Genomic DNA, 21,501 nt, shown 5'->3' with positions numbered 1-21,501 from the left:
ACGCCAGTTAGAACGAGCGGCAGTGTAGTGTGTTCCAACACCAGAGATCGCGGAACAGCGTGAAATTTCGGCAGTTGTGGCGATTTCGCGGCGGTTCCCGCTCGCTAACTAGCTCGCCATACACGCTTGGAGCAGCGTAGTACCCAAGCGTTGTCCGGATGATCGTCGCGCAAAAGAAAAGCCCGGCTCACGGCCGGGCTTTTCTTTCATTTAGCGCCTGTCCTGACCGGGGCCTCCGCCACCGCCCGGTCCACCGCCACCCCCGCGCGGTGCGATCTGCGGCGCGCCGCCGCCCTGCGTCGCGGGCGCTGCTGCGCGCGGGGCGGCCGGGGCCGGCGTCTGCTGCGCGCGTACGTTCGGCGGGCCGCCGCCACCGCGCGCCGCATCGGGCTGCGTCATGCGAGGCGTGGCACGGTCCATCCGCGGCGCAGCCGCACGCGGTTCGTCATGGCCGCGCGCCATGATCGGCGGCGTCTGCGGGGGGCGGCCGCGGGTTGTCGGCTGCTCGCGCACCGTCGCTCTTGCGTCCTCACGCGTCATCCGCCGCGCGCTCTCACGCGCCGTCCGCGCGTCTTCCCGCGTCATGCGGTCCCGCACCACCGCGCGTTCGCGCCCTTCGCGTGCGCCACGCGTCGTGATGTCCCTCTCCCGCGTCACGCGTTCCGTCACGCCGGCGCGGCTCCGCTCCGTCACACCGGCGCGCGTCCGTTCCTCGACACGGGCACGCGACCTCTCCTCGACGCCGACACGCGTCCTTGCCTCGGGGAGCGCAGCGTCGCGCGCGACCGCCGCGCGGCCGATCCGGGCCGCCGAGCGGTCGATCGTCAACCGCGTTGCGACACGCTCATGCGACCGCCAGTAGCCACTCCAGTGGGCGCGGCGGTGATACCAGGGACGTGCCGCATAGTGGCTCGACCAGTACGTGGTCAGCACGAACGGCACGATGGGAACGTCGATCTCGTCGACATAGTCGGGCAGATAGACGTAGCGGTTGCGGTAGAGATATTGGAGATACCGCGACGACACCCAGCCACGATCCTCCGACCAGCTCACATCGCACCAGGCCTTGCCTCTGAAGCACCCGTGGATGTTGACACGGGTGCCGCCGGGAATGCGGTCGACGGTCGGAAAGCCTTCACCGGGCCCGGCCTTCAGGCTGACCGTGGTGGTAACGATGCCCGGCGCTGCCAGTGCGGCGGTCGGCATCAGCAGCATGGCTGCTGCAATGAACAATGCTCTAAATTTCATGGCGAATTCCTCCTCTCGAGCAGGAACGCCGCAGCGAAACAGGTGTTCCCTGAGGAGGGTCGCGTTAGCCGAAGGATGCAGGCGTCTCGCAGGCGCGAGACGCGGCTCATTTGTTCGTCATGGGCTCTGCGCAAGCAAACTCTCAGGGCGATCTCGGCAGGCGAGCCTCGGAGACCACCCTCACCCACCTTCCGGCTTAATTCCCGCCGCCTTCATGATCGGCAACAGTCGCGCTTCCTCGCTGTCGCGATAAGCCGTGATCTCCTGCGGCGTGGTCGGCCACGTGGTGGCGCCTAAGTCGGCGTAGCGCTGTTTGAGCCAGGGGTCGTTCAGGGCCTTTGCGGTGAGCGCGTTGATCTGCGCGACGAGGTCGGGCGGCATGTTGGCGGGGCCGATCAGCGCGGTCCATGAGGTGATCTCGTAGCCGGGCAGCAATTCGGCGAACGCGGGCACGTCAGGAAGCTCCGCGATCCGCTTCTTCGCGGTGACCGCGACCGGCCTGATCGCGCCGGAGCGCACGCTCGGCAGCGAGCCCGGCAGGTTGTCGAACAGCAGATCGACATTGCCGCCGAGCAGGTCGTTCAGCGCTGGAGCTGCGCCGCGATAGGGCACGTGGCGGAGCTGGACGCCGGCCATGCTGTTCAGCATTTCGCCGGAGAGATGCAGCGTGGTGCCGAAGCCCGCGGAGGCATAGGTGTATTTGCCCGGCTCCTTCTTGAACGCCGCGAGCAATTCCTTGAGGTCTGCGGAGAACAGGTCCTTCTTCGCGCTTAAAATGTTCGGCAATTGCCACATGCCGGAGATGAAGGTGAAATCCTCGCGCGGGCGATACGGGAGTTTTGCGTAGCTACCGATTGCGAGCACGTTGGAGGCGATGCCGCCGAGCCCGACCGTGTAGCCGTCCGCCGGCGCTTTTGCGATCGCGTCCGCGCCCAGCACACCGCCGGCGCCGGCCTTGTTCTCGACCACGAAAGATTGCCCGGACAGTTCGCTCATCTTCTGGCAGAGCAGGCGCGAGAGCGTGTCGGTGGCGCCGCCGGCCGGAAAGCCGTTGACGTATTTCACGGGCCGGATCGGCCAGGCCTCTGCCGCGCGTCCCGCGTGCGGCATAAGCCACGGCGCGGCAACGGAAGAGCCAAGGAGCGCAAGCGCGCGACGGCGGTCGATAGACAGCGGCATCGGTGTCCTCCCCTTTTAGGCCATACGCCGCCTCACAGCTTTTCGCTGTTCTCTTCTCCTTCGCTCCGTCTTCGATCGGCGTTCCGCGATGATCTCTGACGAGAGGTGGGGCGCGTTCGGCTAACACAGCTTACGGGCTGTCCGCGATGCTGGGAACCCGCTCACTAAACAAAAGGACCCCGACGATGGCGCAGCCCACTCACCCCGGGACAGTCGACCCGGATCTGTGACCTGGCCCACACGCGGTTCAAACCACCTGCCCTACACTTTCGCCCGTGGTGCTCGAGTTCCGGGGACGAATATGGACGACGAGTTTTGCAGGGAAAGGGCAAGGACAGTCAGGGCCCTCGCCGAGCAAGCTGACCCGTTGATCAAGAGGCGGCTGCTGCAACTCGCCTCCCACTACGAGCGCAGGATCACGCGACCATCCTATATCCGAGGCAACCAGGCGGCGGCGTCCCGGCCGCTTGAGGGCGCTTGGGGGCAAGAGGTCGAGCAATCGACCGAACGACCGGACCCTGATCGTCAATAGCCTGCTCCTACTCACTGACGCCGTCAGGACGGCATTCTCTATCGGCGTGCACCGCGCGGTTTGACTGCCCCCTTCTTCCACAGCCGAAATCCGCCCTCGAACGCATTGGTGTTGGCGCCGAGGCGGACCTTGCGCGGCAGCTTGTCGATCTTGTCGGCGTTTCCGCCACCCAGCATGACGTAATCCGGCTCCAGTGCAGCGAGCAGACGCTTCAGGACGTCATCGACCGCGCGTTGCCATTTCTTCCTGCCAACGCGCTTGAGGGCTGCGGCACCGACGCATTGCTCGAACGTCTTGCCGTTGCGGTACGGCAGGTGAGCGAGCTCCATCGGCTCCAGAATGCCATCCACGATCATCGCGGAGCCAAGACCCGTTCCGAGCCCTAAGAACAGCATCCGGCCGCCCTGGTAGCTGCCGATCGCCTGCATCAGCGCATCGTTGACGACCTTGGTCGGGCGGCCGAAGGCCTTTTCGAAATTGAAACCGGCCCACCCGAGACCGAGATTGTGAGGCTCCGACAAGGGCCGGTTGTTGACCACAGGTCCGGGATATCCGACGGCGATGACGTCATAGGACCAGTCCTTCGTCAGAGCCTTGACCTTCCTCACCATCACTTTCGCGGATAGCTCGGGACCGGACGCAAACGCGCGCCTGGTTCGCTCCCTGCTCGTCATGACCTTCACGCGCGAACCACCGATGTCGATCACGAGGACCGTATGCCGCGATGCCCGCTTGCCCGTTTTCTTCGCCATGAATTCGCGCCCTGCTCGGTCGGATGATCATAGCGCCAGCCGATGCTTACCTGAAGCAGAGAGACAAGCAGCGTCACAGCTTTGTTCTGCATCCGACTCTATTTTGTTCGCAAAGAACGAATCGGAATCGTGCAAATCAGCGCGAGCCAGTTCTTAACAACGCGTTTTGCTTCGTGCTTGCGCAGCACGGATGCGTGCTCGACCCGTCGGCTCATGCGACGCGCGGCCCGCGACGAGCGCAGTAGCGCTCGCGTAGTGATGACAGGCTCCGCGCAGTCCGCCGCTTCGCTCGCATCCAATCGGCGCGTCGGTGCCAGCAAAGAAAAAGCAGCACCACAGCTTTGTTCTCCATCCGACTCCACTTTGTTCGCAAAGAACGAATCGGAATCGCGAGAAATCAGCGCGAGCCAATTCTTAACAACGCGTTTGCTTCGCGATTGCGCGCCGACGACGCACGCGCTCATCACGAAAAAGCCCGCGACGACATCGCGGGCTTTTTTGCAAGGCTGGGACTTAGTGGGTCGCTCGTCAGCGCCTGTGTACGGCTTGCAGTAACAAGCTAAGCTCAAGCGCCGATCAAACTGCTGTGCTCAGCGAATGGCGCGACCGGTGGTATCGGTCTGGCCTTGTGCGGTCGTGATCCTGTTCCGCGGCGTCAGGACGCTGAGCTGAAACGGCGTGGCCGAATTTGCGACCGGCGACGCTTCCTGGACGTTTTCAGCGCCCAGCGCCTGAACCTGCGCGGCCGAAACCGGAAAGCCCGCCTTTTCAAAAGCCGGCAACTCGGCCGCGACAGCGCCAGTTGCAGCCGGAATCGCGAGCAGAGCGGCGGCAGCGATGGACAGGGAAATCTTCTTCACTTCAGTTCTCCATAGGTAGCTTGAAATACGGACCTAATAGTCATTTTGCTGCGCTGCAATAGCACATTGTTGCAATGCACACATGCGAGGATAGAATGCGGAACCGGCCGTTGGTCGCGCGATCAGTCGCAAAGGTTCGCCGGAATTTTCCGCGTTGCAGCCAGGAAATCAGAAGGCGCGGCGCAAGCCGGAGGCTCCATTTGGCAGCGGAGCAAGCGGCACCCCTCTCCCTAACCCTCTCCCGTAAGGGAGAGGGAACCCATCCACGCTGCGTCCCTGACGGTGCAGACCAGAACAACTGTATGGTTCTGTTAGATGAGCACGCTCGTCAGGCTCCCTCCCCCCTTGCGGGGGAGCGTTGGGGAGAGGGGTAAGCCGCGAGCTCCGCCCTCTCGTGCTGTGCCGCGTAATCCGCCGCTCTCGCGATGAATTGGCGGGGCCGCTATCTACACGATGAAGTCGAAAGACGTGGAGGGCCGGGACAAGCTCGGCCAGCGTTGTATCAGGCCGCCTTCGCTTCCTTCTCCGGCGGCGCGGTTTCCATGGCGCGCATGTAGAGATCGAGCAGGCTTTCGCGCTCGTCGCGCTCGTCCTGGTCCTGCTTGCGCAGCTTGATGATCTCCTTGAGGATCTTCACGTCAAACCCTTCGCCCTTGGCCTCCGAAAACACTTCCTTCTTCTGCTCGTTCAGCTCCTGCAATTCGCTGTCGATGTTCTCGATCCGCTCAACGAAAGAACGAATCCGCCCGCCGGGAATGGTGATGTCAGACATGGTGCCTCTTTGTTGAATAGGATCGTGAAAATGCCCGCAAACAAATAACCAATGTGTTAACCTCGGCAGGTTCCCGCCCGGCAATTCGCCATTTCCCAGACTTATCCGCATGAACGTGATTTCGATTCAGTCGCAGGTCGCTTTCGGCCATGTCGGCAACAGCGCCGCGGTGTTTCCGATGCAGATGCACGGCATCGACGTCGTGGCGGTGCCGACCACGCTGCTTTCCAACCGGCCGGGCTATCCGACCATCCGCGGCCGCGTGCTCGCTGCAGATCTCGTTGCCGATCTGCTGCGCGGCATCGAGGAGCGCGGTGCGATCGACGCCGCGCAGATGATCCTGTCGGGCTATCTCGGCTCGGCCGAGAACGCCAACGTGGTTGCGGACTTCGTCGCGCGCGCCAAGGCTCGTAATCCGACGCTGCGCTATTGCTGCGATCCCGTGCTCGGGGATCGCGACCGCGCCCTGTTCGTCCACGCCGACATCCCCCCGCTGGTGCGCGATCATCTCTGCGCGCTAGCCGATGTCATCACGCCCAATCATTTCGAATTCGAATGGCTGTGCGGGACGAAGGCTGCGACGATCGATCAGGCAATCGCGGCGGCGCGCGCGCTGATGGCGCGCGGCCCGTCGACCGTCGTGGTCACCAGCGCCGAGCTGGCCGATACGCCGGAAGGCGAGATCGAGACGCTGGCCATCGAGCGCGCAAAGGCGTGGCGCGTGCGCACGCCGAAACTGCCGATCAGTCCGAACGGCACCGGCGATCTCTTTGCCGCGCTGTTGGTATCCACCCGCCTCCGCGGCGCAAACACGCCGGAAGCGCTCAGCCACGCCGCCTCCGCCATCTTCGCCGTGCTGGAACGCACCGCGGCCAGCGGCATGGAGGAAATGCGCATCGTCGAGAGCGCAGCGTCACTTGTTGATCCGAAGCGCCGGTTCGACCCCATCGCTATCAGCGGATCGTAGGCCGATTAGCCCGCTCGACTCACCCGCTACTGCACGACGTCGAGTTTGACCTTGGCAACACCTTTCCCCACCATTCCCAGCGCGTCGGCTGCGGAATAGGAGACGTCGACAACGCGCCCCCGAACGTAGGGACCGCGGTCGTTGACCCGTACCGTCACCGACTGGCCGCTCGCGACGTTTGTCACGCGCAACTTGGTGCCGAACGGCAATGTCGGATGGGCGGCGGTCATTTCCATCGTGTTGAACTTTTCGCCGCTCGCGGTCTTCGTTCCCTCGGTGTAGAAGCTGGCAACCCCATGCGAGGCCGTCTTGGTGCCGCCTGCATCCCTGCGCGACGCAGACCGGGTGTGCTTTCTCACGGCGGCCACGCGCCTCTTCATCATGGACGATGTGGTTCGATCCTGGTCCAGCGACGCCTGCCGGCTGGCGCGAAGCTCGGATTTTTGGGTGACGACCGAGGACTGCGCGCAAGCCGCAAGCGATGCCGCTCCCAGCGTGACAGCAAGCAGTCGTATGAATCTCCCTGCGCGCCCGGCCGTGATTGATCGCGCTTCAAGTTGAGTCCGGCCTGCCCGGACGTCGACGCACGAAGTACTGGTGCAGCCAATGGAAGACATGTTGCATTTCCCCGCCCGCGCCCCAGCCCAAGCCGAAAACCAACACGCGTCCATCGCGGGACCGAATCTGGGCGGAAGCGTGACCGGACCCGATCAGGCACAGCTTCCTCAGCGCAATTTGGTTCGAGTGTGGTGATTGGGTCACAGGAATTAGGAGTTCAGCCAGAATTGCGACATCGGCTCAGATCAGCTACCCGACCCACTCAGCCGAAGGGAGAGAAACATGCAAGTCGCAGTCGTCGGAGCCGGAGCGGTCGGATGCTACTATGGCGGACTGCTGCTCAAAGCCGGGCATGACGTGACGTTCATCGGCCGGCCGCCGCATGTCGACGCCATCAACGCCCATGGCCTGCTGCTGGACACCACGAGTTTCAGGGAGTACCTGCCCGCCCGCGCCGCGACCGACACGACTACCCTCGCCTCGCCCGATCTGGTGCTGGTCTGCGTGAAGTCGGCCGATACCGAACTGGCCGGCCGGTCGCTCGCCGGACGACTGCGGCCGGAAACCTCCGTGCTCAGCCTGCAGAACGGCGTCGACAATGCACCGCGCCTCTCTGCCGTCACCGGCCACGCTGTCATTCCCGTCGTCGTCTATGTCGGCAGCGAGATGGCCGGTCCCGGCCACGTCAGGCATCACGGCGGCGGCGATCTCGCCATCGGCCCCTCGGCCGCGAGCGCAGCGCTGGCCGAAATGCTTCAGGCCGCCGGCATCGGCATCACGATCGCCGACGACATCGACCGGACGCTGTGGAGCAAGCTGATCATCAACTGCGCCTTCAACGCGCTGTCTGCGGTGGCGAACATTTCGTACGGGCCGATGCTGGACGTCGCAGGCACCCGGGATGTCGTCACAAGCGCGGTGCAGGAAGCGATATCCGTCGCCCGCGCGTGCGGCGTTTCGATTCCCGACGACCTCCTCGAGCATATCCTGAACATCCCCACCATGATGCCGAACCAGATGTCGTCCACCGCGCAGGATCTCGCCCGCGGCAAGCCCAGCGAGATCGACTTTCTCAACGGCCATGTGGTGCGCAAGGGCGCCGAACTCGGCATCGTGACGCCGACCAATCAGGCGCTGCAGGTGATGGTGAAGCTCGCCGAACGCGGCAAGGAGATATCGCGGCAACGGCAGTAGCGGGCTGCATGCCGCGCACACTGGTCTGGCGCGCTCTCACCCGCCCATCACATTTCCCCAGCCGTCGAACACATACTCCCGCCACGCCACTGTGCCGTCGTCTCGCGCGCGGCTGAAGCGGCGGAAATCGTCGGCCTCATCGCCGATCCAGGTGATGATCTGGTCGCTTGCGAGGTCGTGCAGGACGGCGGGCTCCGATGGGTTGAAGCTCGTCATGGGGTGCATCGTCGGGTGTTCCGTCATGTCGTTGCAACGCTTTCGCAGCGGCGAAGGTTGCGCATCCTCGCAACCTCCTGCCCGCAACGGCGTTGTCGCAAATCTCTCAAGGAGGCACGCACCATGCGGAACAAGGCGCCAAATTCGCAAAGCACCAAAACGCGCTCGAACGCCCAGATGCAGGCGGCCAACTCAATGCTCAATCCCGGCGATGAAGCAGCCCCCGGGACGCCCGGCACCGGCGACGACATCTGCCCCGAATGTCACGGCAAGGGCCGCATCAACGGCTCTCCCTGCCCCAATTGCGGCGGCGGCGGAACGATCACCCGCGCCATCGGCGGCGCGTGAATACGCGTATGCCATTTCGTAGAGCGTAGATTTGGCGGATTAGCCGAAGGCGTAATCCGCCAATGGTGCCGCCTACGCGGTTCGCTTCTCGAGAATCTTGCGGAAATCCGTGGCGAGGCTCGCGTAGTAGCCGGCCAGCCCTTCGTAGAAGGCCTGTTGCGCCTTGTCCGTGGCCTCCTTGGCCTTTGCTTCGCACTTGCCGGCCCGGCTCTCGTACTTCTCCACCTTGGTCTGAAGTTCAGCCACTACCATCGTCATTACTCCCCGCCACCACACATGCTGATGATGCTATGCCGGCAAAAGTCGAAAAGATGGCCGCGTCGGGGAGATTTCGCAGCGTTGCCGTGAGCAAGCGATGGCGACGCGGCCTATCGCGACGGCACCGGCGCCGGCGGACGCATCGATGATCGCGACTTGGCTGACGCTGCCTGCGGCTTCGCCGCGGCGCGCTTTTCGCTATCGATGGATTCCAGATAGGACGTCAGCGCCCAGGCCGAGCTCGCGCCGGTGGAATAGTGTTTTTGTAAAAACAAATAGAGCGTGAGGTGAAAGCGGCCCTTGGTGAGCCCACGCGGGCTGCGATGGCAGGACGCGCAACCTTCGGCAAACAGTTTCGGCGCCGGTTTGCCCTGATCGAGATTCTGCGCGACAGCCGGGCCGGAGAGCGCGGCCATCAACACAAGAACAAGCAGGCCGCAGCGCGCTTTCGTTGGCGACATCAATTCTACCCGTGCATGAAGCAAATGGATGAGCTGCCTGCGGCAGCTCAAGAAAGGCGGAAGATGGCAGGCAATTCGCAATCTGCTGTCCAGCCGTGGCGAAAAGTGGGTGCGTTTTCGCCAACATTGCGCTCCGTTCGGGGCATGGGAGATGTGCCCCTCAATAAGGCGGCTTCTTGCGCTCCCGCTGCGCCCGTGCCGCCTCCATCCACCACACGAGATCATCGGCGAAGCGCGGAAACGCGTGCGCCAGCGCCTTGCCGCCCTCGCCGATCGGCTTGCCGTCTTCGCTCAGCGTCTGCGCGATCGGCCCGACCGCGACCGAACTCGAAATCACCACCATGCCCATTTCCGAAAGCGTGCCGTGCCAGGCGAGCGCGGCACGTGCGCCGGAGAAGCGGCCGGCCGAATAGCTCGCGATCGCCGCCGGCCGCCAGAACCATTCTTCCAGAAAATGGTCGGTGAGATTTTTCAGCCCCGGCTGCATGCCCCAATTATATTCGCCGGTCACCAACACAAAGCCGTCGGCGCTGCGGATCTTTCCCGCAAGTTCTTCGAGCGCCGCGGGCGCACCACCTTTCGGATACTCCTTGTACATCCGGTCCAGCATCGGCAGGCCGATCGCCTTGGCGTCGATCAACTCGACATCATCGCCGCGCGCGCGAAACCCCTCGACGACGAACTGCGCGAGACGAATGCCCATGCGGTCGGAACGGTAGGACCCGTAAAGGACGAGAATACGGTTGCTCATGAGACCTCAACCCTCAGGACATTGGATGATGACACTGGAACCATGCGCGCCATTCTCATGCAAGGCCTGAAGCCGCCTCGATGGCCTTGGCAAGGCGATCGAACTCATCCTCGGCGCGACCGTGCTGAACACGATCATCTTCCTCGCATCTTCCTCGCGCTGCTGTCGTCCTATGCCGCAGCCACCCGCTGAAGGTTCAAGCAGCCAACAAAAAAGCGGCCTTGCGGCCGCTTTTTTGAAATTGCTAGTCCGGCTCTACCAATAGCCGGGCCCGTCATAATAGGCATATGAATCGACGTACGGCGCACCCGCGATTGCAGCCGCCGTTCCGACTGCCACGCCAACCGGTCCGCCGATATAGCCCGGGCGATAATACACGCGCGGGCCATACACACGCGGGCCGTAGTAATAGCTGTAGTCATAACGGCTTGGCGTTCGCACGCCGTATCCGCCGAGCAGATAGTCGGAGTTCGGGTGGGAGAACCCGATCATGCCGGGCTCCTGGGTGGCTTCCTGCGAGAGCGCAGGCGTCGCGAGCCCTACCGCAAGGATGGCGGCCGCGCCGAGCAGTGTGAGTTTTGTCATCGCTCATTCTCCAATGTGAACATGAAGAGCGAACGGGCAGGTAAGATGCTGGTTCCGGAGGCGAATTCACAGCGCCGTGAATATCAGCGGCGATTTGCTGCGGATCGCAAAGAGAAAAGGCCGACGGGCGTTACGCCGCCGGCCTTCTCTTGCAACTGCCGGCTCGGGAGGTCCGGTTCCGCTGCGATTCCATGCCTAAAATTTGACCATTACAGTCTTAACAAAATCCTAATACGCGACCGTGACGTGCATCACGGAGCGCCAGAACCTTGTCCGGCTAGCCTGCGACCAACAATGAAGATCGCCTGCAACAGGAGGCCCGACATGACCCAGGTCTATTTCCACTGCTCAAACTCCCGGGAAGTCCGGCTCGACCGATCCGGCGAAGCGGTGAGCGACCTCGCCGAGGCGCGTGACCGCGCCGCCTGCATCGTTCGATCGCTCATCATGGGGCGGGACGCGGAAGACTGGCGCGACTGGGTCGTGCATGTCAGCGACGATTTCGACGAGGAGATCTTCGTTCTGCCCTTCGCCTTCGTCCTCGGCAAGCCGCACTGAGAGGTTGCCATGTTGCTCCGCCGCCTGGATGCGATCATGGCACGGTGGCACCACCTGATCGAGCGCGCCTGCGACCCCTATCGTCCCGAGCGGCACTACATGCGCGGCCCCGGCCCAAAGTGGCACGCCAGGCATCCGGCAGGCAGCGCAGGCGCTGTCCTCTAACCTCACTGCGTCGTAAGCTCCTCATCATGAGGAGCGCCAACGGGTCTGCGCGTAGCGCGGCCCGATGACAGGCGCCGCGCCCGTGCCCGGCCGCCTGCAGGCATGATCGCTGCGCCCGGGTTCCAGTCCGGCGGGGGGAGCCACAGCCCCAACCTCTCCACGCTCTCGCCTTGCTTTGGTCAAACCTCGCTGGCCGTGTGGTGGCCAGGGCAGAGATTTTCCACGCAGCAGAGCATGCTTGCCGCCCCGATTCGGGTGACATTGGACTGAGCAAGGGACCGCCAATGCAATCCACGCCAACACTGAAAGAGGCTGATCCGCACGACGTTTTTGCGATCGAATCGGTGCTGGCCGCGCACGCCCACAAGGCGCCGCCGCTGGCCCACGATCCGGCCACCGCTCCCGTAGCGCCGCAAGTCCAACCGGTGGCGCCGCAGGTCAATGTTGCGCCGCAAGTCCAAGCCGCGGCCAAGCCGCAGGTTCACGTCGCGCCCGCGATTTCGATCAGCGCGCCAACCCCGCAGGTCGAACCGACGTTTCGCACCACCGACATGCGCGATGCCCAGATGCGTGATGTCCAAGCCGACAACATCAGACCGGGCGAGGAGATCAAGCTGGATGGCCTGAACGCCGCCGGCGAGCGGCCGATGGCCAAATGGACGAAGCGCGTGATGATGGCGCTGTTGGCCCTGGTCGGCGCCATTGGTGCCGCCGCCTGGCAGCATTATGGCGATCAGGCCAAGGCGATGGCTGCCGAATGGGCGCCGCCCTTCGTGCTGGCTGCCTTGCCTTCGGCAGCCAAGCCCGTCGTGGCCGAGCAACCGAGCGCGCCGGCTGCTCCAGCCGCCGCAACCGATCAGGCCGCAGCGGAGCCGGCGGCAACGGCAGCACCGGCTCAACCCGAACCCACGGCTACTGCCGCGGCTGCTCCCTCCACGGAATCGGCCCAGTTGCAATCCATGGCACAGGATCTCGCCGCGATGGGCCAGCAGGTCGAGGAGCTGAAGGCGACTATCGCGCAGCTCAAGGCAAGCCAGGCGCAAATGGCGCGGGAATTTGCCAAGGCTACCGACAAGGCTGCCGAAATGAAAGCTTCGGAAGCGAGGGCTGCTGAGGTCCGACCCGAACAGAATTTTCGCCCGAGGGTAACAGCCGCGCCGCCACCGCCCCGATCCGCGAATGCGCCTGTCGCGCCTGTCCGGAAGCCGAAGCCGGCTTACTATCCACCGGCTCAAGCCGCCTATGTCCCCCCTCCGCCGCCAGCCGCCGCCCCCGCGCCGCTGCCGCCGGCACCGCCGCAGCAAACCATGGCTGATGACGGCGAGCCGGTGGTCCGCCCGCCGATGCCGCTGCGGTAAGTAACTGTGTCCCGGATGCCGCGCGCTGTGCCGCGCCGCATCCGGGACAAATCCGCTAGCTCTGATGCGGGCCTCGCATCAGCTTCATGGCGTCTTCGATATGACGCCATTCCTTGGCTTCCTCGATATCGCCACTGCTCTCGCAAGCCTGTGCATTGTGTGCGGCTTGTGCGATCGCGGTGAGGCCGTGCTTTTCCATCATCTGGCGTGCAATCGTGTGGATCTGCATTTCCGACATCATGTTGCTCTCCCGGGGTTGCATCCGTCCTCGCCGCAGTGATTCGAATGTCGCGGCTTCCTCGTCAAAACGGCCGAACCGAAAATCTCGTTCCTCCTGCCGCAGTAGATAATTTTAGGACAAATCTTGGGATCGCGCGGTTCCACCCGGGGCGGCTCTCCCCCGTAATATCCCGCCCGCAATCTCCCCGAATATCAAGCCGGTCGTCCGCCTGATATTTTTTCAGCGTGAATCGCAATCGCGGGAGTCGGACATGGCATTAGTCTATTTCCACTGCTCCAATTCCGAGGGCGTACGCATCGTTCAGCGTGGCCTTGCCGTCGGAAATCTGGCCGAAGCGCGTGACCACGCCGCCCGCGTCGTGCAGTCGCTGATTACGGCGCAGTGCCCGGAAGACTGGCGCGACTGGACACTGCATGCGAGCGACGATCTCGACGTCGAAATCTTCGCCCTGCCGTTTTCGTCCGTGCTCGGCGAGCCGCATTGAGAGGTCGCCATGCTGGCCGTGCAATCGCTTCTTCGATATCTGAACCAGGTCGCCGCGCGATTGCAGGTTCTGCTCGACCTTGCCCGCAACCCCTATCGCCCCGAGCTGCACTACATGCGCGGCCCCGGCCCAAAATGGCACGAGAAGCATCAAGGCGGCGTAGGAGTCGCGTAGTCTTGTAGTCTTGTAGGGTTGGCAAAGCGAAGCGTGCCCACCGTTAGTGCGCCGCCGCGGCGATATGGTGGGCACGGCGCAAGAGCGCCTTTGCCCACCCTACAGCCCTCTCACAAATCCCCCAACTCCGGCGGCTCGAACCAGTTCGTCAGCGACAGCCCGCCATCGATCGCGATCGCCGCGCCCGTGACATAGGCCGATATCCGGTTCGACAGCACCGCCAGCGCCAGCGGCGCAAGCTCTTCGGCCTGGCCGAGCCGGCCGAGCGGAATGTGTCTTGCGAGCGCGGGATCGGCGACGAAGCCGCCGGCCGCAATCGCGCCCGGCACCAAGGCGTTGACGCGAATGTTGAAGCGGCCGAACGTCTTGGCCAATTCCTTCACCAGCATCGAAAGCCCCGCCTTCGCCGTCGAGTAATGCGGCAGGTTGCGCGGCGTGCCGGCATGCAGCGAGGTCAGCAGCAGGAACGAGCCGGGCGTCTTGTCGGCGATCAGCTTGCGCGCCAGTTCGCGGCAGAGGTGGAATCCGGCGTCCAGATTCACCGCGTGCATCTGCGCCCAAATCTCCGTGGTGACGCCGAGCGCATGATCGGCTTCGCGCCGCGGTGGCGAGGCGCTGTGCACGAAATGCGTCACGCGCCCGACGGCAGACGCGGCGTCAGCCAGCAGCGCCTCGCGCGCCGCGGGATCGGCGAGATCACCGACCCAGGGCAGTGCCAGCTCCGGCCGCGGCGACGCGTTGGCTGCCGCCGTAACCGTGTCCCGGTTCACATCGGCAAACACCGTGCGGACGCCCTCGCCCACCAGCGCCTGCGCAATTGCGCGGCCGATCCCGTTGCCCGCGCCGGTGACGAGCGCGGCCTCGCGCGCGGGATCGAATGGCATACCCAACAGGCTCATGTTCGCGTCTCCCATCGAAACAGGCATAGCCAATTCTACAGACCGACCGCATCTTGCGCTGTATCAATTCGGCGCGCCATCTGCATCGCTAGGTTGCTTTCACCTTGCCTGAAACCGTCTTAAGCTCCCTTTCATAATGGGCGGGCTCACCGTCATGCAAACCCGCGTTCGAAAGGTCGCCCACGTTCTGGAACGCGTCGGGCTTGCCATGGCAGGCGCGGCGAGCGGGTTGTTTGTGGCGGCTCTGGTAGGGACGAGCCACGCCGCACTCACCAATCAGGCGTTCCTGCTGCTGATGATGGTCGGTGGCGCCATCGGCTTTTATCTCGGAATCGATACGCCGCTGCGCGTCACCGCGTCGAACGACCGGCCTCCCGATGACGCCTGGGTCGACAGAGTGGACACGCCGGACCTGCTAAGCTCCATCGGGACCTTCCTCGCGGCGTTGTCGGCGTTCGCTTGCGTCGGCCTAATCGTGCTGCGCCACGATCCGCATTTGGCATGGATTTGGATGATCATGGCCGGATGGGTGGTCGGCGTCGCCATGCAGATTACCGCCGGCACGATGGCCCGCCTGCGCCGCTGATCGAGCGCTCCGTCCGACCTCAGCTCTCGTCTTCCAGCGTCAACACCAAACCGGTCAGCGCCGCGCCGATGCCGAACATTAGCCCGTAGGTTGTCACCAGCATCACCGTGGTCTGAACAGGTGCGCCGCTCTTGGCGACGAGGTCTCTGACATGGAAGGCATCGATGAGGCCGAGCAACAGGACCAGCGTTAGTCCAAGCGCCACGCCCATCAGAAAATGGGTGAGCAGCGCATTGAAGAGTGACTTTTCCCGACGCATGGAGGCCGTGCCTCTCGGCATGATGCCAAGCCAACGCACGGCCGAAGAAACTGGTTCCATACCGCGAGAATAGAATTCGCCTTGCGCTGCAGCGCATCGGCGGCCTTCAGGCGTTTGCAAAACGTTAAGCAAGTGCCGGTACCTCCATCGGCATTCCCAAAAAATTCCACAATCCTTTTTAGGAAGAACACATTGTTTTCGACAAAGGAGAATTTCCCATGCGGTTAGGGCAAGCGATCTTTTTCGGTTCGGCGGCCGCCCTCCTCACTTTGGCAGCGCCGACGCTCGCCAGAAACTCCAACACGAACTCCAACACGAATTCCCAACCGGCAAAGACGAGCGAAGCGCCCGCTTCCGCCTCCTGCCATGCCTATCAGCAGGCGACCGACGGCTCATGGACGCAACTGCCCTGTCAGGAAACGGGTTCAAAGGCGCCGCAGCCGAAATCCGCATCGAAGAACGCGGAAGAGGAAACGCGCTGAGTGCTGAGCCGGCGACTGATGGAGCCGGACCTCCAGTGCAATCCGCCGCAGGCAAATCACTTCTGATTTTCAGAAATGGCGTCAAGCCCAGGAATCAAAAAGAATCTAAAATATTTCGCTTAACGCGAGGGGCAAATCAGTCGCATAACTCCGTCCGTCTCACCCGATGGAGGGGCGCTTCGCGATCGTCACGAACGTGCGGTGAGATGCGGTGGACGCTGAATGCGCGCTAGACGTACGCGCAGGAAGCGTACGGCGAAGTCGTGTGGTCCTGATGTCGCGGTGCTGGCATTAAGTTGCGTGGGGCTATTCTCGCGCAGCGACGGTGGCAAAAGAGCCGTTCGCCGGGGAGCACGGCATAAGCCGTAAAGCCATTGCGCAGGGAAGGCCGGGATGCTCCCGCTGTACCTGTATGCTCGTGTGCGTGTTCTTTTGCGCACTTTGCACACGAGACCGCGGGTGCGGCAAGCATCCGGTCTTCCCTGCGCCCTCTGAATCAGGAGGGCCGGAAGTTGATAGCAAACCTCGGGCGCAATGCACCGCGAGATCGCGATGTCACGTCGTCCCTGCGAACGCAGGGACCCATAACCACAAATGTTGATTGTGACGCGAAGCTGGGGCCCGCTATCCCATCGGCAAGCGAGAGCGGTGGCTATGGGTCCCTGCGTTCGCAGGGACGACGATATAACTTCGGACAGCTCACGCCATTTTGACAGTCCTACCCAGCCAATCGTCGAAACGCGTCGGCATGATCCGCGCGCCGTCGTCCGGCACCAGCGTGCGCAACGCGAGTGGCGCGCCGAAATACGGCACGTCTACGCCCGCCACGATCTTGCTGGTATCGCCTTGCTTGCGGAGCCAGCGGCCGACGAAATCCGCAAGCGGCGCCGCTTCGGGACCCGCGACCTCGCATATGCCGTTGGCAGGCTCGCCGAGCGTCACGTCGGCCAGCGCTTGCGCGACCTCATCGGACAACAATGGCTGCATCAACTGGCTGGAAACGTGAACCTCGCCGTCCCTGCGCCCGGAATCCGCGATTGCGCCGACGAACTCGAAGAACTGGGTGGCGCGCAGGATCGTGTAGGCCAGCCCGGAATTTTCGATCAGCCGCTCCTGCGCCAGCTTGGCGCGGAAATACCCGCTGCTCTCAAGCCGGTCGGTACCGACGATCGACAGCGCAATGCAGTGCCGCACACCGGCCTGCTTCGCCGCCGCAATCAGGTTGCGTGTTCCGCTCTCGAAGAAGTGCAGCACCGCGTTGTCCTCGAACGAGGGCGAATTCGAGACGTCGACGACAATGTCGGCTCCCACGAGCGCCGGTTGCAGCCCCTCCCCGGTCACGGCGTTGATCCCCCTGCTCGGGGACGCCTGCAGCACCTCGTGACCGCGCGAGGCGAGCAACGGGGCCAATTTCGAACCGATCAGACCTGTACCGCCGATAATGACGATCTTCATTTCCTCGCTCCTCTGTCGCTAAGGCCGCGGCACCACGCGCCATCGCCAATACCAACTGGAACGGGTCGGTGTGACACGTGCAACCGTAACCCTGGATTAATTTGCACCACCTATACTGGCAGTCCGCACATCCGTTACCAGCGCAAATGGCCTAAAATCCCATGAAAATCGGCACCCTCCTCACCGCTGCCATCGTTTCGCTTTCCGCAGTCGGCGGCGGGCTCGCCGTCTATGTGGCGGTTTCGAAGTACCAGACCATGGACAAGGTCTCGGTCGCGCAGAGCCGGCTGGAGGTGGTGCGTGCGGTCGGCGACATCCCGCGCTACATGAATCCCGAGCGCGGCTTTGCCACCAACATCATGTTCGGACCTCCTACCGTGGATCCGAAACTGCTCGCCGAACTCGACAAATATCGCAAGAACACCGATGGGGCGCGCGACAAGATGAACCGGGTCAAGGCGACCTTGGCGGGCGCGATCGAAGACAGTGCTGCCGTCGGAAGCAGCATCGATGCCCTGAATACCCAGTTCGCCGCGCTGCGCGCAGGCATCGACAAGGCCCTCACCGGTCCGCCGGAAGCCCGCCGCGATGCTGCCAGGAAAATCGTCTCCGACAACTCCGTCTTCAACAAGGCTGTCACGACGCTGCTCGACGAGCAGGTGCGCAAGATCGCGCTGCTCGACGGCACGGCCTACCGGCAGGCAAGCTACGCCAACGTCGCCTGGACGCTACGCGACGTCGGCGGTCTCAACTCCAGCCTGCACAAGAATCTCATCGGCGCCAACCGGGTAGCCACCGAAGCCGAGAAGATGGAGATCAGCCGCTCGCAAGGGAGAAACGATCAGATTCTGATGTCGCTGCAGGAATTGCGCGGCAATCCCTCTACGCCGGCTAATGTGGCCGCGGCGCTCGACAAGATGAACGCGGCCTATGTCGATCGCTTCGGCAAAGAGCTGAAGCTCGTCAAGGATGGCGCCATCAGTGGCAAGTATGAACATGATATGGAAACCTACTACGCGGAGACTCAACTCGGTCTTGCGTCCATCATTACGGTCCGCGACGCGTTCTACGACAACGCCGAGCAGGTGCTCGGTGAGGCCTATTCCTCCGCGCGCTTCAGCTTCCTCATCGCGCTGGCGGGCCTGATCGCGGTTGTCGCCGCCAGCGCCACGCTGATCGTGATGGTGCGCCGCCGCGTCTGCATGCCGATCGTCGACCTCACCACCACCATGTCGCGGCTGGCCAGCGGCGACGTATCCGGTGAAATCGCCGGCGCCGGCCGCGGCGACGAGATCGGCGCGATGGCATCGGCGGTGCGCGTTTTCAAGGACAACATGATCGAGGCGGAACGTCTTGCCGCCGAGAAGGCCGCCGAGAACGACGGCAAGATGCGCCGCGCCCAGGTGCTTGACGAACTCACGCGCGTGTTCGAAGCCAAGGTCACCGAACTCGTGGGCGGACTTTCGGCCGCCTCGTCCGTCATGGAAGACACCGCGCAGTCGATGTCGTCGACGGCGACCGCCACCAACCGCCAGGCGGCGATCGTTGCCGCCGCTTCCGAGCAGACCTCGGCCAACGTGCAGACGGTTGCCAGCGCCACCGAAGAATTGACCTCCTCGATCTCCGAGATCGGCCGCCAGGTCGCGCAATCGACCGAAATCGCCGCCCGCGCCGTCGATAATGCGCGGCGCACCGGCGAGACCGCCCGCTCGCTCGCCGAGGGCGCGCAGAAGATCGGCGACGTCGTGACGCTGATCCAGAGCATTGCCGCGCAGACCAACCTGCTGGCACTGAACGCGACCATCGAGGCCGCGCGCGCCGGCGATGCCGGCCGTGGCTTTGCGGTCGTCGCTTCCGAAGTCAAATCGCTGGCCGGCCAGACTGCCAAGGCGACCACGGAAATCTCCGAGCAGATCGCGTCGATTCAGGCGGCGAGCGATCAGACCGTGACGGCGATTCAGAACGTCGCCAACGTGATCGCCGAGATCGACCAGATCGGAACCGCGATTGCCGCCGCGATCGAGGAACAGGGCTCCGCGACCAAGGAAATCTCCCGCAGCGTGCAGGAAGCCGCGCGCGGCACCCAGGAGGTCAATTCCAACATCACCGGCGTCCAGAAGGCCGCCGACGATACCGGCGCTGCCGCCAATCAGGTGCTCGGTGCGGCCGAGCAGTTATCCTCGCAGTCCAAGGACCTCGCCGGGCAGGTCAACCGCTTCCTCTCGGAGGTGCGGGCGGCGTAAATTCGCTCGTCAATCGGCAAAGCCGATATAGCGGACGAAATCGCTGTTCAGCTCGCGGTCGGAGCGGACGGCATTGGCGGGAAAGTTGTCGTCGGGATAGCCCACGGCGACGCAGGTCATGATGACCTCGTCCTCGGGGATATTGGCGACCTCGCGCACGATGTCCGAGCGCATGATTCCCTGCCCGTTGATGACGCTGCCAAGCCCGCGGTCCCAGGCGGCGAGCACGATGCCATAGCAGAGTGCGCCGAGATCGAAGTGGCAGACCGCGCCAGGATCGAGAATTTTGTCGTAGGTCAGGACCAGCGAGACCGGCGCGTCGAACTGGCGAAAGCCGCGCAGCACCCAGTCCTGCCGCATCGGTTTGTCGTCACGCGCGATGCCCATCACGGCGAACAGCTTTTTGGCGATATCGACCTGCCGGCCGCGGTGCACGCCCTGGTATTCGCCATGGCTGATAATATCGCGCTTCGGCTTGGCGCCCGCAATCATTTCCTCCATGTTGCGACGGCGCACCTCCTCCAGCGGTTCGCCGGTCAGGACATGGATGTGCCAGGGCTGGGTGTTCATCGACGACGGTGCGCGCTTGGCGACTTCGATGATGTCCTCGATGACGGCGCGGGAGACCGGCTCCTTGGTAAAGCCGCGCACGCTTTTGCGGGTCTGAACCAGCGTCTCGAAATCCATCCGTTGCATTCCCATCGTCAGTCAGGCCCGTTTGAATCGATAATCGAAGCGGTCGCCGTCAGCCGTGATCAGGCCGGCGGTCGGCGCTTTGAAACACGGTAACGGGCAGCTTCAGCGCCGACAAGCCGGCGCGATGCGCAGCGCCATGCGTTTCGTGCCTCCCGGCATCCGCTGCCGCAAATAGACCAGAAATCATGCCTAGCGATCCACCTCCTACGCGGGGGCAAGCCTTGAACAAGAAACTGAAATATGCGGCGGCGGCGATCGCCGTCTTTGGCGCAGCCATTTACCTCAACAACACCAATCATCTCGCCGCCCATCAGGAAGGCAAGCCCGTCCTGCTCGCGCATCGCGGCATTGCCCAGCGCTTCGACGAGCGCGAGCTGAAGAACGACACCTGCACGGCGGCGCGAATGTTGCCGTCAAACCATCACTATCTGGAGAACACGATCGAATCGATGCGAGCCAGCCTTGCGGCCGCCGCCGATGTCGTCGAGTTCGACGTTCACCCGACGACCGACGGCGAATTCGCGGTGTTTCACGACTGGACGCTGGATTGCCGCACCGACGGGCGCGGCGTCACGCGCGAACACTCCATGGCCTATTTGAAGAAGCTCGATATCGGCCATGGCTATACAGCCGATGGTGGCAAGACCTTTCCGTTTCGCGGCAAGGGCATCGGCCTGATGCCGACACTCACCGAGGTGCTGGCGACCCTTCCGCAGCAGCGGCTCCTGATCAACGTAAAGGGCCGCGACCCGTCCGAGGGGGAGAAGCTGGCGGCCGTGCTGGGCAAGCTCTCCGCCGAACGCCGGGCGCAGATCATGGTCTATGGCGGCGACGAGCCGGTCGGGATCGTGCGCCAGCGCCTTCCGGATGTCCGGACGATCTCGCGCGCCACGATCAAGAGCTGCCTGCTCGGCTACATCGGGTACGGTTGGACCGGCATCGTGCCGAAAGCGTGCAGCAACGCGATAGTGATGCTGCCGATCAATGTCGCGCCGTGGATGTGGGGTTGGCCGGACCGCTTCCTCAACCGCATGAAGGCGGCCAACAGCGAGGTTTTCGTGCTCGGCCCCTATCGCGGCGGCGAATTCTCGACCGGGATCGATACGCTGGAGCAGTTCGCGCGGCTGCCAGCAAACTATTCGGGAGGCATCTGGACCAACGAGATCGAGGCCATCGCGCCGCTCGTGGGCAAATAGTGGATGTAGCCCGTTGGCTCCGTC

30 protein-coding genes are annotated in these 21,501 nt (G+C 63.6%); 12 read left to right on the top strand and 18 right to left on the bottom strand.

Annotation, left to right across the window (positions count from 1 at the left end; genetic code table 11):
- Positions 1 to 210: 210 nt before the first annotated feature.
- From V1290_RS35255 to V1290_RS35230, 6 genes are all read right to left on the bottom strand, one after another.
- Positions 211 to 1,248: an SH3 domain-containing protein gene (locus V1290_RS35255; RefSeq protein ID WP_334368671.1), complete on the bottom strand. Its 1,038-nt coding sequence runs from the start codon at positions 1,246 to 1,248 to the stop codon at positions 211 to 213.
- A gap of 180 nt (positions 1,249 to 1,428) precedes the next feature.
- Positions 1,429 to 2,427: a Bug family tripartite tricarboxylate transporter substrate binding protein gene (locus tag V1290_RS35250; protein ID WP_334368669.1), complete on the bottom strand. Its 999-nt coding sequence runs from the start codon at positions 2,425 to 2,427 to the stop codon at positions 1,429 to 1,431.
- A gap of 570 nt (positions 2,428 to 2,997) precedes the next feature.
- On the bottom strand, positions 2,998 to 3,711 hold the full coding sequence (locus V1290_RS35245; RefSeq protein WP_334368668.1) for an ROK family protein: 714 nt from the start codon (positions 3,709 to 3,711) through the stop codon (positions 2,998 to 3,000).
- Between the two features lie 98 nt (positions 3,712 to 3,809).
- Positions 3,810 to 4,175, bottom strand: coding sequence for a hypothetical protein (locus V1290_RS35240; RefSeq protein WP_334368667.1), 366 nt, complete (start codon positions 4,173 to 4,175; stop codon positions 3,810 to 3,812).
- A 126-nt stretch (positions 4,176 to 4,301) separates the two neighbouring features.
- Positions 4,302 to 4,571, bottom strand: coding sequence for a hypothetical protein (locus V1290_RS35235; protein WP_334368665.1), 270 nt, complete (start codon positions 4,569 to 4,571; stop codon positions 4,302 to 4,304).
- A 502-nt stretch (positions 4,572 to 5,073) separates the two neighbouring features.
- Entirely contained in the window at positions 5,074 to 5,343 is a 270-nt protein-coding gene (locus V1290_RS35230) for a DUF2312 domain-containing protein (protein WP_028346359.1), read from the bottom strand.
- A gap of 109 nt (positions 5,344 to 5,452) precedes the next feature.
- On the opposite strand from V1290_RS35230, the gene pdxY reads away from it, so the two are divergent.
- Positions 5,453 to 6,310 (top strand): pyridoxal kinase PdxY, encoded by an 858-nt coding sequence (gene pdxY / locus V1290_RS35225; RefSeq protein WP_334368664.1) that lies wholly within the window; start codon positions 5,453 to 5,455, stop codon positions 6,308 to 6,310.
- Positions 6,311 to 6,336: 26 nt separating this feature from the next.
- Here the strand turns inward: pdxY and V1290_RS35220 are convergent, their stop codons facing one another.
- Entirely contained in the window at positions 6,337 to 6,852 is a 516-nt protein-coding gene (locus V1290_RS35220) for a septal ring lytic transglycosylase RlpA family protein (protein ID WP_442894157.1), read from the bottom strand.
- Between the two features lie 298 nt (positions 6,853 to 7,150).
- Between V1290_RS35220 and V1290_RS35215 the strand changes: the two genes are divergently transcribed.
- Entirely contained in the window at positions 7,151 to 8,062 is a 912-nt protein-coding gene (locus V1290_RS35215; protein ID WP_334368660.1) for a ketopantoate reductase family protein, read from the top strand.
- A 36-nt stretch (positions 8,063 to 8,098) separates the two neighbouring features.
- Here V1290_RS35215 and V1290_RS35210 read toward each other — a convergent pair whose 3' ends face one another.
- Positions 8,099 to 8,278, bottom strand: coding sequence for a hypothetical protein (locus V1290_RS35210; RefSeq protein ID WP_334368658.1), 180 nt, complete (start codon positions 8,276 to 8,278; stop codon positions 8,099 to 8,101).
- Positions 8,279 to 8,401: 123 nt separating this feature from the next.
- Here V1290_RS35210 and V1290_RS35205 point away from each other — a divergent pair, with 123 nt between their 5' ends.
- The gene (locus V1290_RS35205; protein ID WP_334369300.1) at positions 8,402 to 8,626 is read left to right on the top strand and encodes a hypothetical protein; all 225 of its coding nucleotides are present in this window, start codon (positions 8,402 to 8,404) and stop codon (positions 8,624 to 8,626) included.
- Positions 8,627 to 8,698: 72 nt separating this feature from the next.
- Here the strand turns inward: V1290_RS35205 and V1290_RS35200 are convergent, their stop codons facing one another.
- From V1290_RS35200 to V1290_RS35185, 4 genes are all read right to left on the bottom strand, one after another.
- On the bottom strand, positions 8,699 to 8,878 hold the full coding sequence (locus V1290_RS35200) for a hypothetical protein (protein WP_028346363.1): 180 nt from the start codon (positions 8,876 to 8,878) through the stop codon (positions 8,699 to 8,701).
- A 116-nt stretch (positions 8,879 to 8,994) separates the two neighbouring features.
- On the bottom strand, positions 8,995 to 9,345 hold the full coding sequence (locus V1290_RS35195; RefSeq protein WP_334368656.1) for a hypothetical protein: 351 nt from the start codon (positions 9,343 to 9,345) through the stop codon (positions 8,995 to 8,997).
- A gap of 160 nt (positions 9,346 to 9,505) precedes the next feature.
- Complete coding sequence (locus tag V1290_RS35190; RefSeq protein ID WP_334368654.1) at positions 9,506 to 10,096, bottom strand: NADPH-dependent FMN reductase; 591 nt, start codon at positions 10,094 to 10,096, stop codon at positions 9,506 to 9,508.
- Positions 10,097 to 10,351: 255 nt separating this feature from the next.
- Positions 10,352 to 10,681: a hypothetical protein gene (locus tag V1290_RS35185; protein ID WP_334368652.1), complete on the bottom strand. Its 330-nt coding sequence runs from the start codon at positions 10,679 to 10,681 to the stop codon at positions 10,352 to 10,354.
- A 324-nt stretch (positions 10,682 to 11,005) separates the two neighbouring features.
- On the opposite strand from V1290_RS35185, the gene V1290_RS35180 reads away from it, so the two are divergent.
- The 3 genes from V1290_RS35180 (at position 11,006) to V1290_RS35170 (ending at position 12,762) form a co-directional block, all read left to right on the top strand.
- Positions 11,006 to 11,239, top strand: a complete 234-nt coding sequence (locus V1290_RS35180; protein WP_028346366.1) for a DUF6894 family protein — start codon at positions 11,006 to 11,008, stop codon at positions 11,237 to 11,239.
- A gap of 9 nt (positions 11,240 to 11,248) precedes the next feature.
- Positions 11,249 to 11,404, top strand: coding sequence for a hypothetical protein (locus V1290_RS35175; protein WP_334368649.1), 156 nt, complete (start codon positions 11,249 to 11,251; stop codon positions 11,402 to 11,404).
- 284 nt (positions 11,405 to 11,688) lie between these two features.
- The gene (locus V1290_RS35170) at positions 11,689 to 12,762 is read left to right on the top strand and encodes a hypothetical protein (RefSeq protein ID WP_334368647.1); all 1,074 of its coding nucleotides are present in this window, start codon (positions 11,689 to 11,691) and stop codon (positions 12,760 to 12,762) included.
- Between the two features lie 55 nt (positions 12,763 to 12,817).
- On the opposite strand, the gene V1290_RS35165 is transcribed toward V1290_RS35170, so the two are convergent.
- Positions 12,818 to 13,003, bottom strand: coding sequence for a hypothetical protein (locus V1290_RS35165; protein ID WP_028346367.1), 186 nt, complete (start codon positions 13,001 to 13,003; stop codon positions 12,818 to 12,820).
- A gap of 250 nt (positions 13,004 to 13,253) precedes the next feature.
- Here V1290_RS35165 and V1290_RS35160 point away from each other — a divergent pair, with 250 nt between their 5' ends.
- Both V1290_RS35160 and V1290_RS35155 read left to right on the top strand, forming a co-directional pair.
- A complete protein-coding gene (locus V1290_RS35160) occupies positions 13,254 to 13,487 on the top strand; it encodes a DUF6894 family protein (protein WP_334368644.1) in 234 nt (77 codons plus the stop codon).
- 9 nt (positions 13,488 to 13,496) lie between these two features.
- On the top strand, positions 13,497 to 13,661 hold the full coding sequence (locus V1290_RS35155; protein ID WP_334368642.1) for a hypothetical protein: 165 nt from the start codon (positions 13,497 to 13,499) through the stop codon (positions 13,659 to 13,661).
- 110 nt (positions 13,662 to 13,771) lie between these two features.
- Here the strand turns inward: V1290_RS35155 and V1290_RS35150 are convergent, their stop codons facing one another.
- Positions 13,772 to 14,560: an SDR family NAD(P)-dependent oxidoreductase gene (locus V1290_RS35150; protein WP_334368640.1), complete on the bottom strand. Its 789-nt coding sequence runs from the start codon at positions 14,558 to 14,560 to the stop codon at positions 13,772 to 13,774.
- A 154-nt stretch (positions 14,561 to 14,714) separates the two neighbouring features.
- Between V1290_RS35150 and V1290_RS35145 the strand changes: the two genes are divergently transcribed.
- On the top strand, positions 14,715 to 15,146 hold the full coding sequence (locus V1290_RS35145) for a hypothetical protein (RefSeq protein ID WP_334369274.1): 432 nt from the start codon (positions 14,715 to 14,717) through the stop codon (positions 15,144 to 15,146).
- A gap of 19 nt (positions 15,147 to 15,165) precedes the next feature.
- Here the strand turns inward: V1290_RS35145 and V1290_RS35140 are convergent, their stop codons facing one another.
- A complete protein-coding gene (locus V1290_RS35140; RefSeq protein ID WP_063830275.1) occupies positions 15,166 to 15,405 on the bottom strand; it encodes a hypothetical protein in 240 nt (79 codons plus the stop codon).
- Between the two features lie 218 nt (positions 15,406 to 15,623).
- On the opposite strand from V1290_RS35140, the gene V1290_RS35135 reads away from it, so the two are divergent.
- Complete coding sequence (locus V1290_RS35135; protein WP_334368636.1) at positions 15,624 to 15,887, top strand: hypothetical protein; 264 nt, start codon at positions 15,624 to 15,626, stop codon at positions 15,885 to 15,887.
- Between the two features lie 699 nt (positions 15,888 to 16,586).
- Here V1290_RS35135 and V1290_RS35130 read toward each other — a convergent pair.
- Complete coding sequence (locus V1290_RS35130) at positions 16,587 to 17,342, bottom strand: SDR family oxidoreductase (protein ID WP_334368634.1); 756 nt, start codon at positions 17,340 to 17,342, stop codon at positions 16,587 to 16,589.
- Between the two features lie 161 nt (positions 17,343 to 17,503).
- Between V1290_RS35130 and V1290_RS35125 the strand changes: the two genes are divergently transcribed.
- A complete protein-coding gene (locus tag V1290_RS35125; protein WP_334368632.1) occupies positions 17,504 to 19,585 on the top strand; it encodes a methyl-accepting chemotaxis protein in 2,082 nt (693 codons plus the stop codon).
- Between the two features lie 9 nt (positions 19,586 to 19,594).
- Here V1290_RS35125 and V1290_RS35120 read toward each other — a convergent pair whose 3' ends face one another.
- The gene (locus tag V1290_RS35120) at positions 19,595 to 20,272 is read right to left on the bottom strand and encodes a nitroreductase (RefSeq protein ID WP_334368631.1); all 678 of its coding nucleotides are present in this window, start codon (positions 20,270 to 20,272) and stop codon (positions 19,595 to 19,597) included.
- 58 nt (positions 20,273 to 20,330) lie between these two features.
- Positions 20,331 to 20,468: a hypothetical protein gene (locus V1290_RS35115; protein ID WP_334368630.1), complete on the bottom strand. Its 138-nt coding sequence runs from the start codon at positions 20,466 to 20,468 to the stop codon at positions 20,331 to 20,333.
- Positions 20,469 to 20,502: 34 nt separating this feature from the next.
- On the opposite strand from V1290_RS35115, the gene V1290_RS35110 reads away from it, so the two are divergent.
- A complete protein-coding gene (locus tag V1290_RS35110; protein ID WP_334368628.1) occupies positions 20,503 to 21,477 on the top strand; it encodes a glycerophosphodiester phosphodiesterase family protein in 975 nt (324 codons plus the stop codon).
- Positions 21,478 to 21,501: the final 24 nt, after the last annotated feature.

This window comes from Bradyrhizobium sp. AZCC 1578 (genome assembly GCF_036924675.1).
Taxonomy (GTDB): Bacteria; Pseudomonadota; Alphaproteobacteria; order Rhizobiales; family Xanthobacteraceae; genus Bradyrhizobium.
The sequence above is the reverse complement of the archived record's forward strand: the minus strand, read 5'-3'. Positions and strand labels throughout refer to the sequence as shown.

What these genes read in the sequence shown, in the direction of transcription:
- V1290_RS35165 (WP_028346367.1), bottom strand. Translation starts at nt 13,003, where the DNA reads ATGATGTCGGAAATGCAGATCCACACGATTGCACGCCAGATGATGGAA.
- V1290_RS35160 (WP_334368644.1), top strand. Translation starts at nt 13,254, where the DNA reads ATGGCATTAGTCTATTTCCACTGCTCCAATTCCGAGGGCGTACGCATC.
- V1290_RS35185 (WP_334368652.1), bottom strand. Translation starts at nt 10,681, where the DNA reads ATGACAAAACTCACACTGCTCGGCGCGGCCGCCATCCTTGCGGTAGGG.
- V1290_RS35205 (WP_334369300.1), top strand. Translation starts at nt 8,402, where the DNA reads ATGCGGAACAAGGCGCCAAATTCGCAAAGCACCAAAACGCGCTCGAAC.
- V1290_RS35170 (WP_334368647.1), top strand. Translation starts at nt 11,689, where the DNA reads ATGCAATCCACGCCAACACTGAAAGAGGCTGATCCGCACGACGTTTTT.
- V1290_RS35150 (WP_334368640.1), bottom strand. Translation starts at nt 14,560, where the DNA reads ATGAGCCTGTTGGGTATGCCATTCGATCCCGCGCGCGAGGCCGCGCTC.
- V1290_RS35195 (WP_334368656.1), bottom strand. Translation starts at nt 9,345, where the DNA reads ATGTCGCCAACGAAAGCGCGCTGCGGCCTGCTTGTTCTTGTGTTGATG.
- V1290_RS35120 (WP_334368631.1), bottom strand. Translation starts at nt 20,272, where the DNA reads ATGGATTTCGAGACGCTGGTTCAGACCCGCAAAAGCGTGCGCGGCTTT.
- V1290_RS35200 (WP_028346363.1), bottom strand. Translation starts at nt 8,878, where the DNA reads ATGGTAGTGGCTGAACTTCAGACCAAGGTGGAGAAGTACGAGAGCCGG.
- V1290_RS35180 (WP_028346366.1), top strand. Translation starts at nt 11,006, where the DNA reads ATGACCCAGGTCTATTTCCACTGCTCAAACTCCCGGGAAGTCCGGCTC.
- V1290_RS35140 (WP_063830275.1), bottom strand. Translation starts at nt 15,405, where the DNA reads ATGCGTCGGGAAAAGTCACTCTTCAATGCGCTGCTCACCCATTTTCTG.
- V1290_RS35145 (WP_334369274.1), top strand. Translation starts at nt 14,715, where the DNA reads ATGCAAACCCGCGTTCGAAAGGTCGCCCACGTTCTGGAACGCGTCGGG.
- V1290_RS35250 (WP_334368669.1), bottom strand. Translation starts at nt 2,427, where the DNA reads ATGCCGCTGTCTATCGACCGCCGTCGCGCGCTTGCGCTCCTTGGCTCT.
- pdxY (WP_334368664.1), top strand. Translation starts at nt 5,453, where the DNA reads ATGAACGTGATTTCGATTCAGTCGCAGGTCGCTTTCGGCCATGTCGGC.
- V1290_RS35255 (WP_334368671.1), bottom strand. Translation starts at nt 1,248, where the DNA reads ATGAAATTTAGAGCATTGTTCATTGCAGCAGCCATGCTGCTGATGCCG.
- V1290_RS35245 (WP_334368668.1), bottom strand. Translation starts at nt 3,711, where the DNA reads ATGGCGAAGAAAACGGGCAAGCGGGCATCGCGGCATACGGTCCTCGTG.
- V1290_RS35115 (WP_334368630.1), bottom strand. Translation starts at nt 20,468, where the DNA reads ATGATTTCTGGTCTATTTGCGGCAGCGGATGCCGGGAGGCACGAAACG.
- V1290_RS35130 (WP_334368634.1), bottom strand. Translation starts at nt 17,342, where the DNA reads ATGAAGATCGTCATTATCGGCGGTACAGGTCTGATCGGTTCGAAATTG.
- V1290_RS35240 (WP_334368667.1), bottom strand. Translation starts at nt 4,175, where the DNA reads ATGAGCGCGTGCGTCGTCGGCGCGCAATCGCGAAGCAAACGCGTTGTT.
- V1290_RS35175 (WP_334368649.1), top strand. Translation starts at nt 11,249, where the DNA reads ATGTTGCTCCGCCGCCTGGATGCGATCATGGCACGGTGGCACCACCTG.
- V1290_RS35215 (WP_334368660.1), top strand. Translation starts at nt 7,151, where the DNA reads ATGCAAGTCGCAGTCGTCGGAGCCGGAGCGGTCGGATGCTACTATGGC.
- V1290_RS35210 (WP_334368658.1), bottom strand. Translation starts at nt 8,278, where the DNA reads ATGACGAGCTTCAACCCATCGGAGCCCGCCGTCCTGCACGACCTCGCA.
- V1290_RS35125 (WP_334368632.1), top strand. Translation starts at nt 17,504, where the DNA reads ATGAAAATCGGCACCCTCCTCACCGCTGCCATCGTTTCGCTTTCCGCA.
- V1290_RS35190 (WP_334368654.1), bottom strand. Translation starts at nt 10,096, where the DNA reads ATGAGCAACCGTATTCTCGTCCTTTACGGGTCCTACCGTTCCGACCGC.
- V1290_RS35135 (WP_334368636.1), top strand. Translation starts at nt 15,624, where the DNA reads ATGCGGTTAGGGCAAGCGATCTTTTTCGGTTCGGCGGCCGCCCTCCTC.
- V1290_RS35155 (WP_334368642.1), top strand. Translation starts at nt 13,497, where the DNA reads ATGCTGGCCGTGCAATCGCTTCTTCGATATCTGAACCAGGTCGCCGCG.
- V1290_RS35230 (WP_028346359.1), bottom strand. Translation starts at nt 5,343, where the DNA reads ATGTCTGACATCACCATTCCCGGCGGGCGGATTCGTTCTTTCGTTGAG.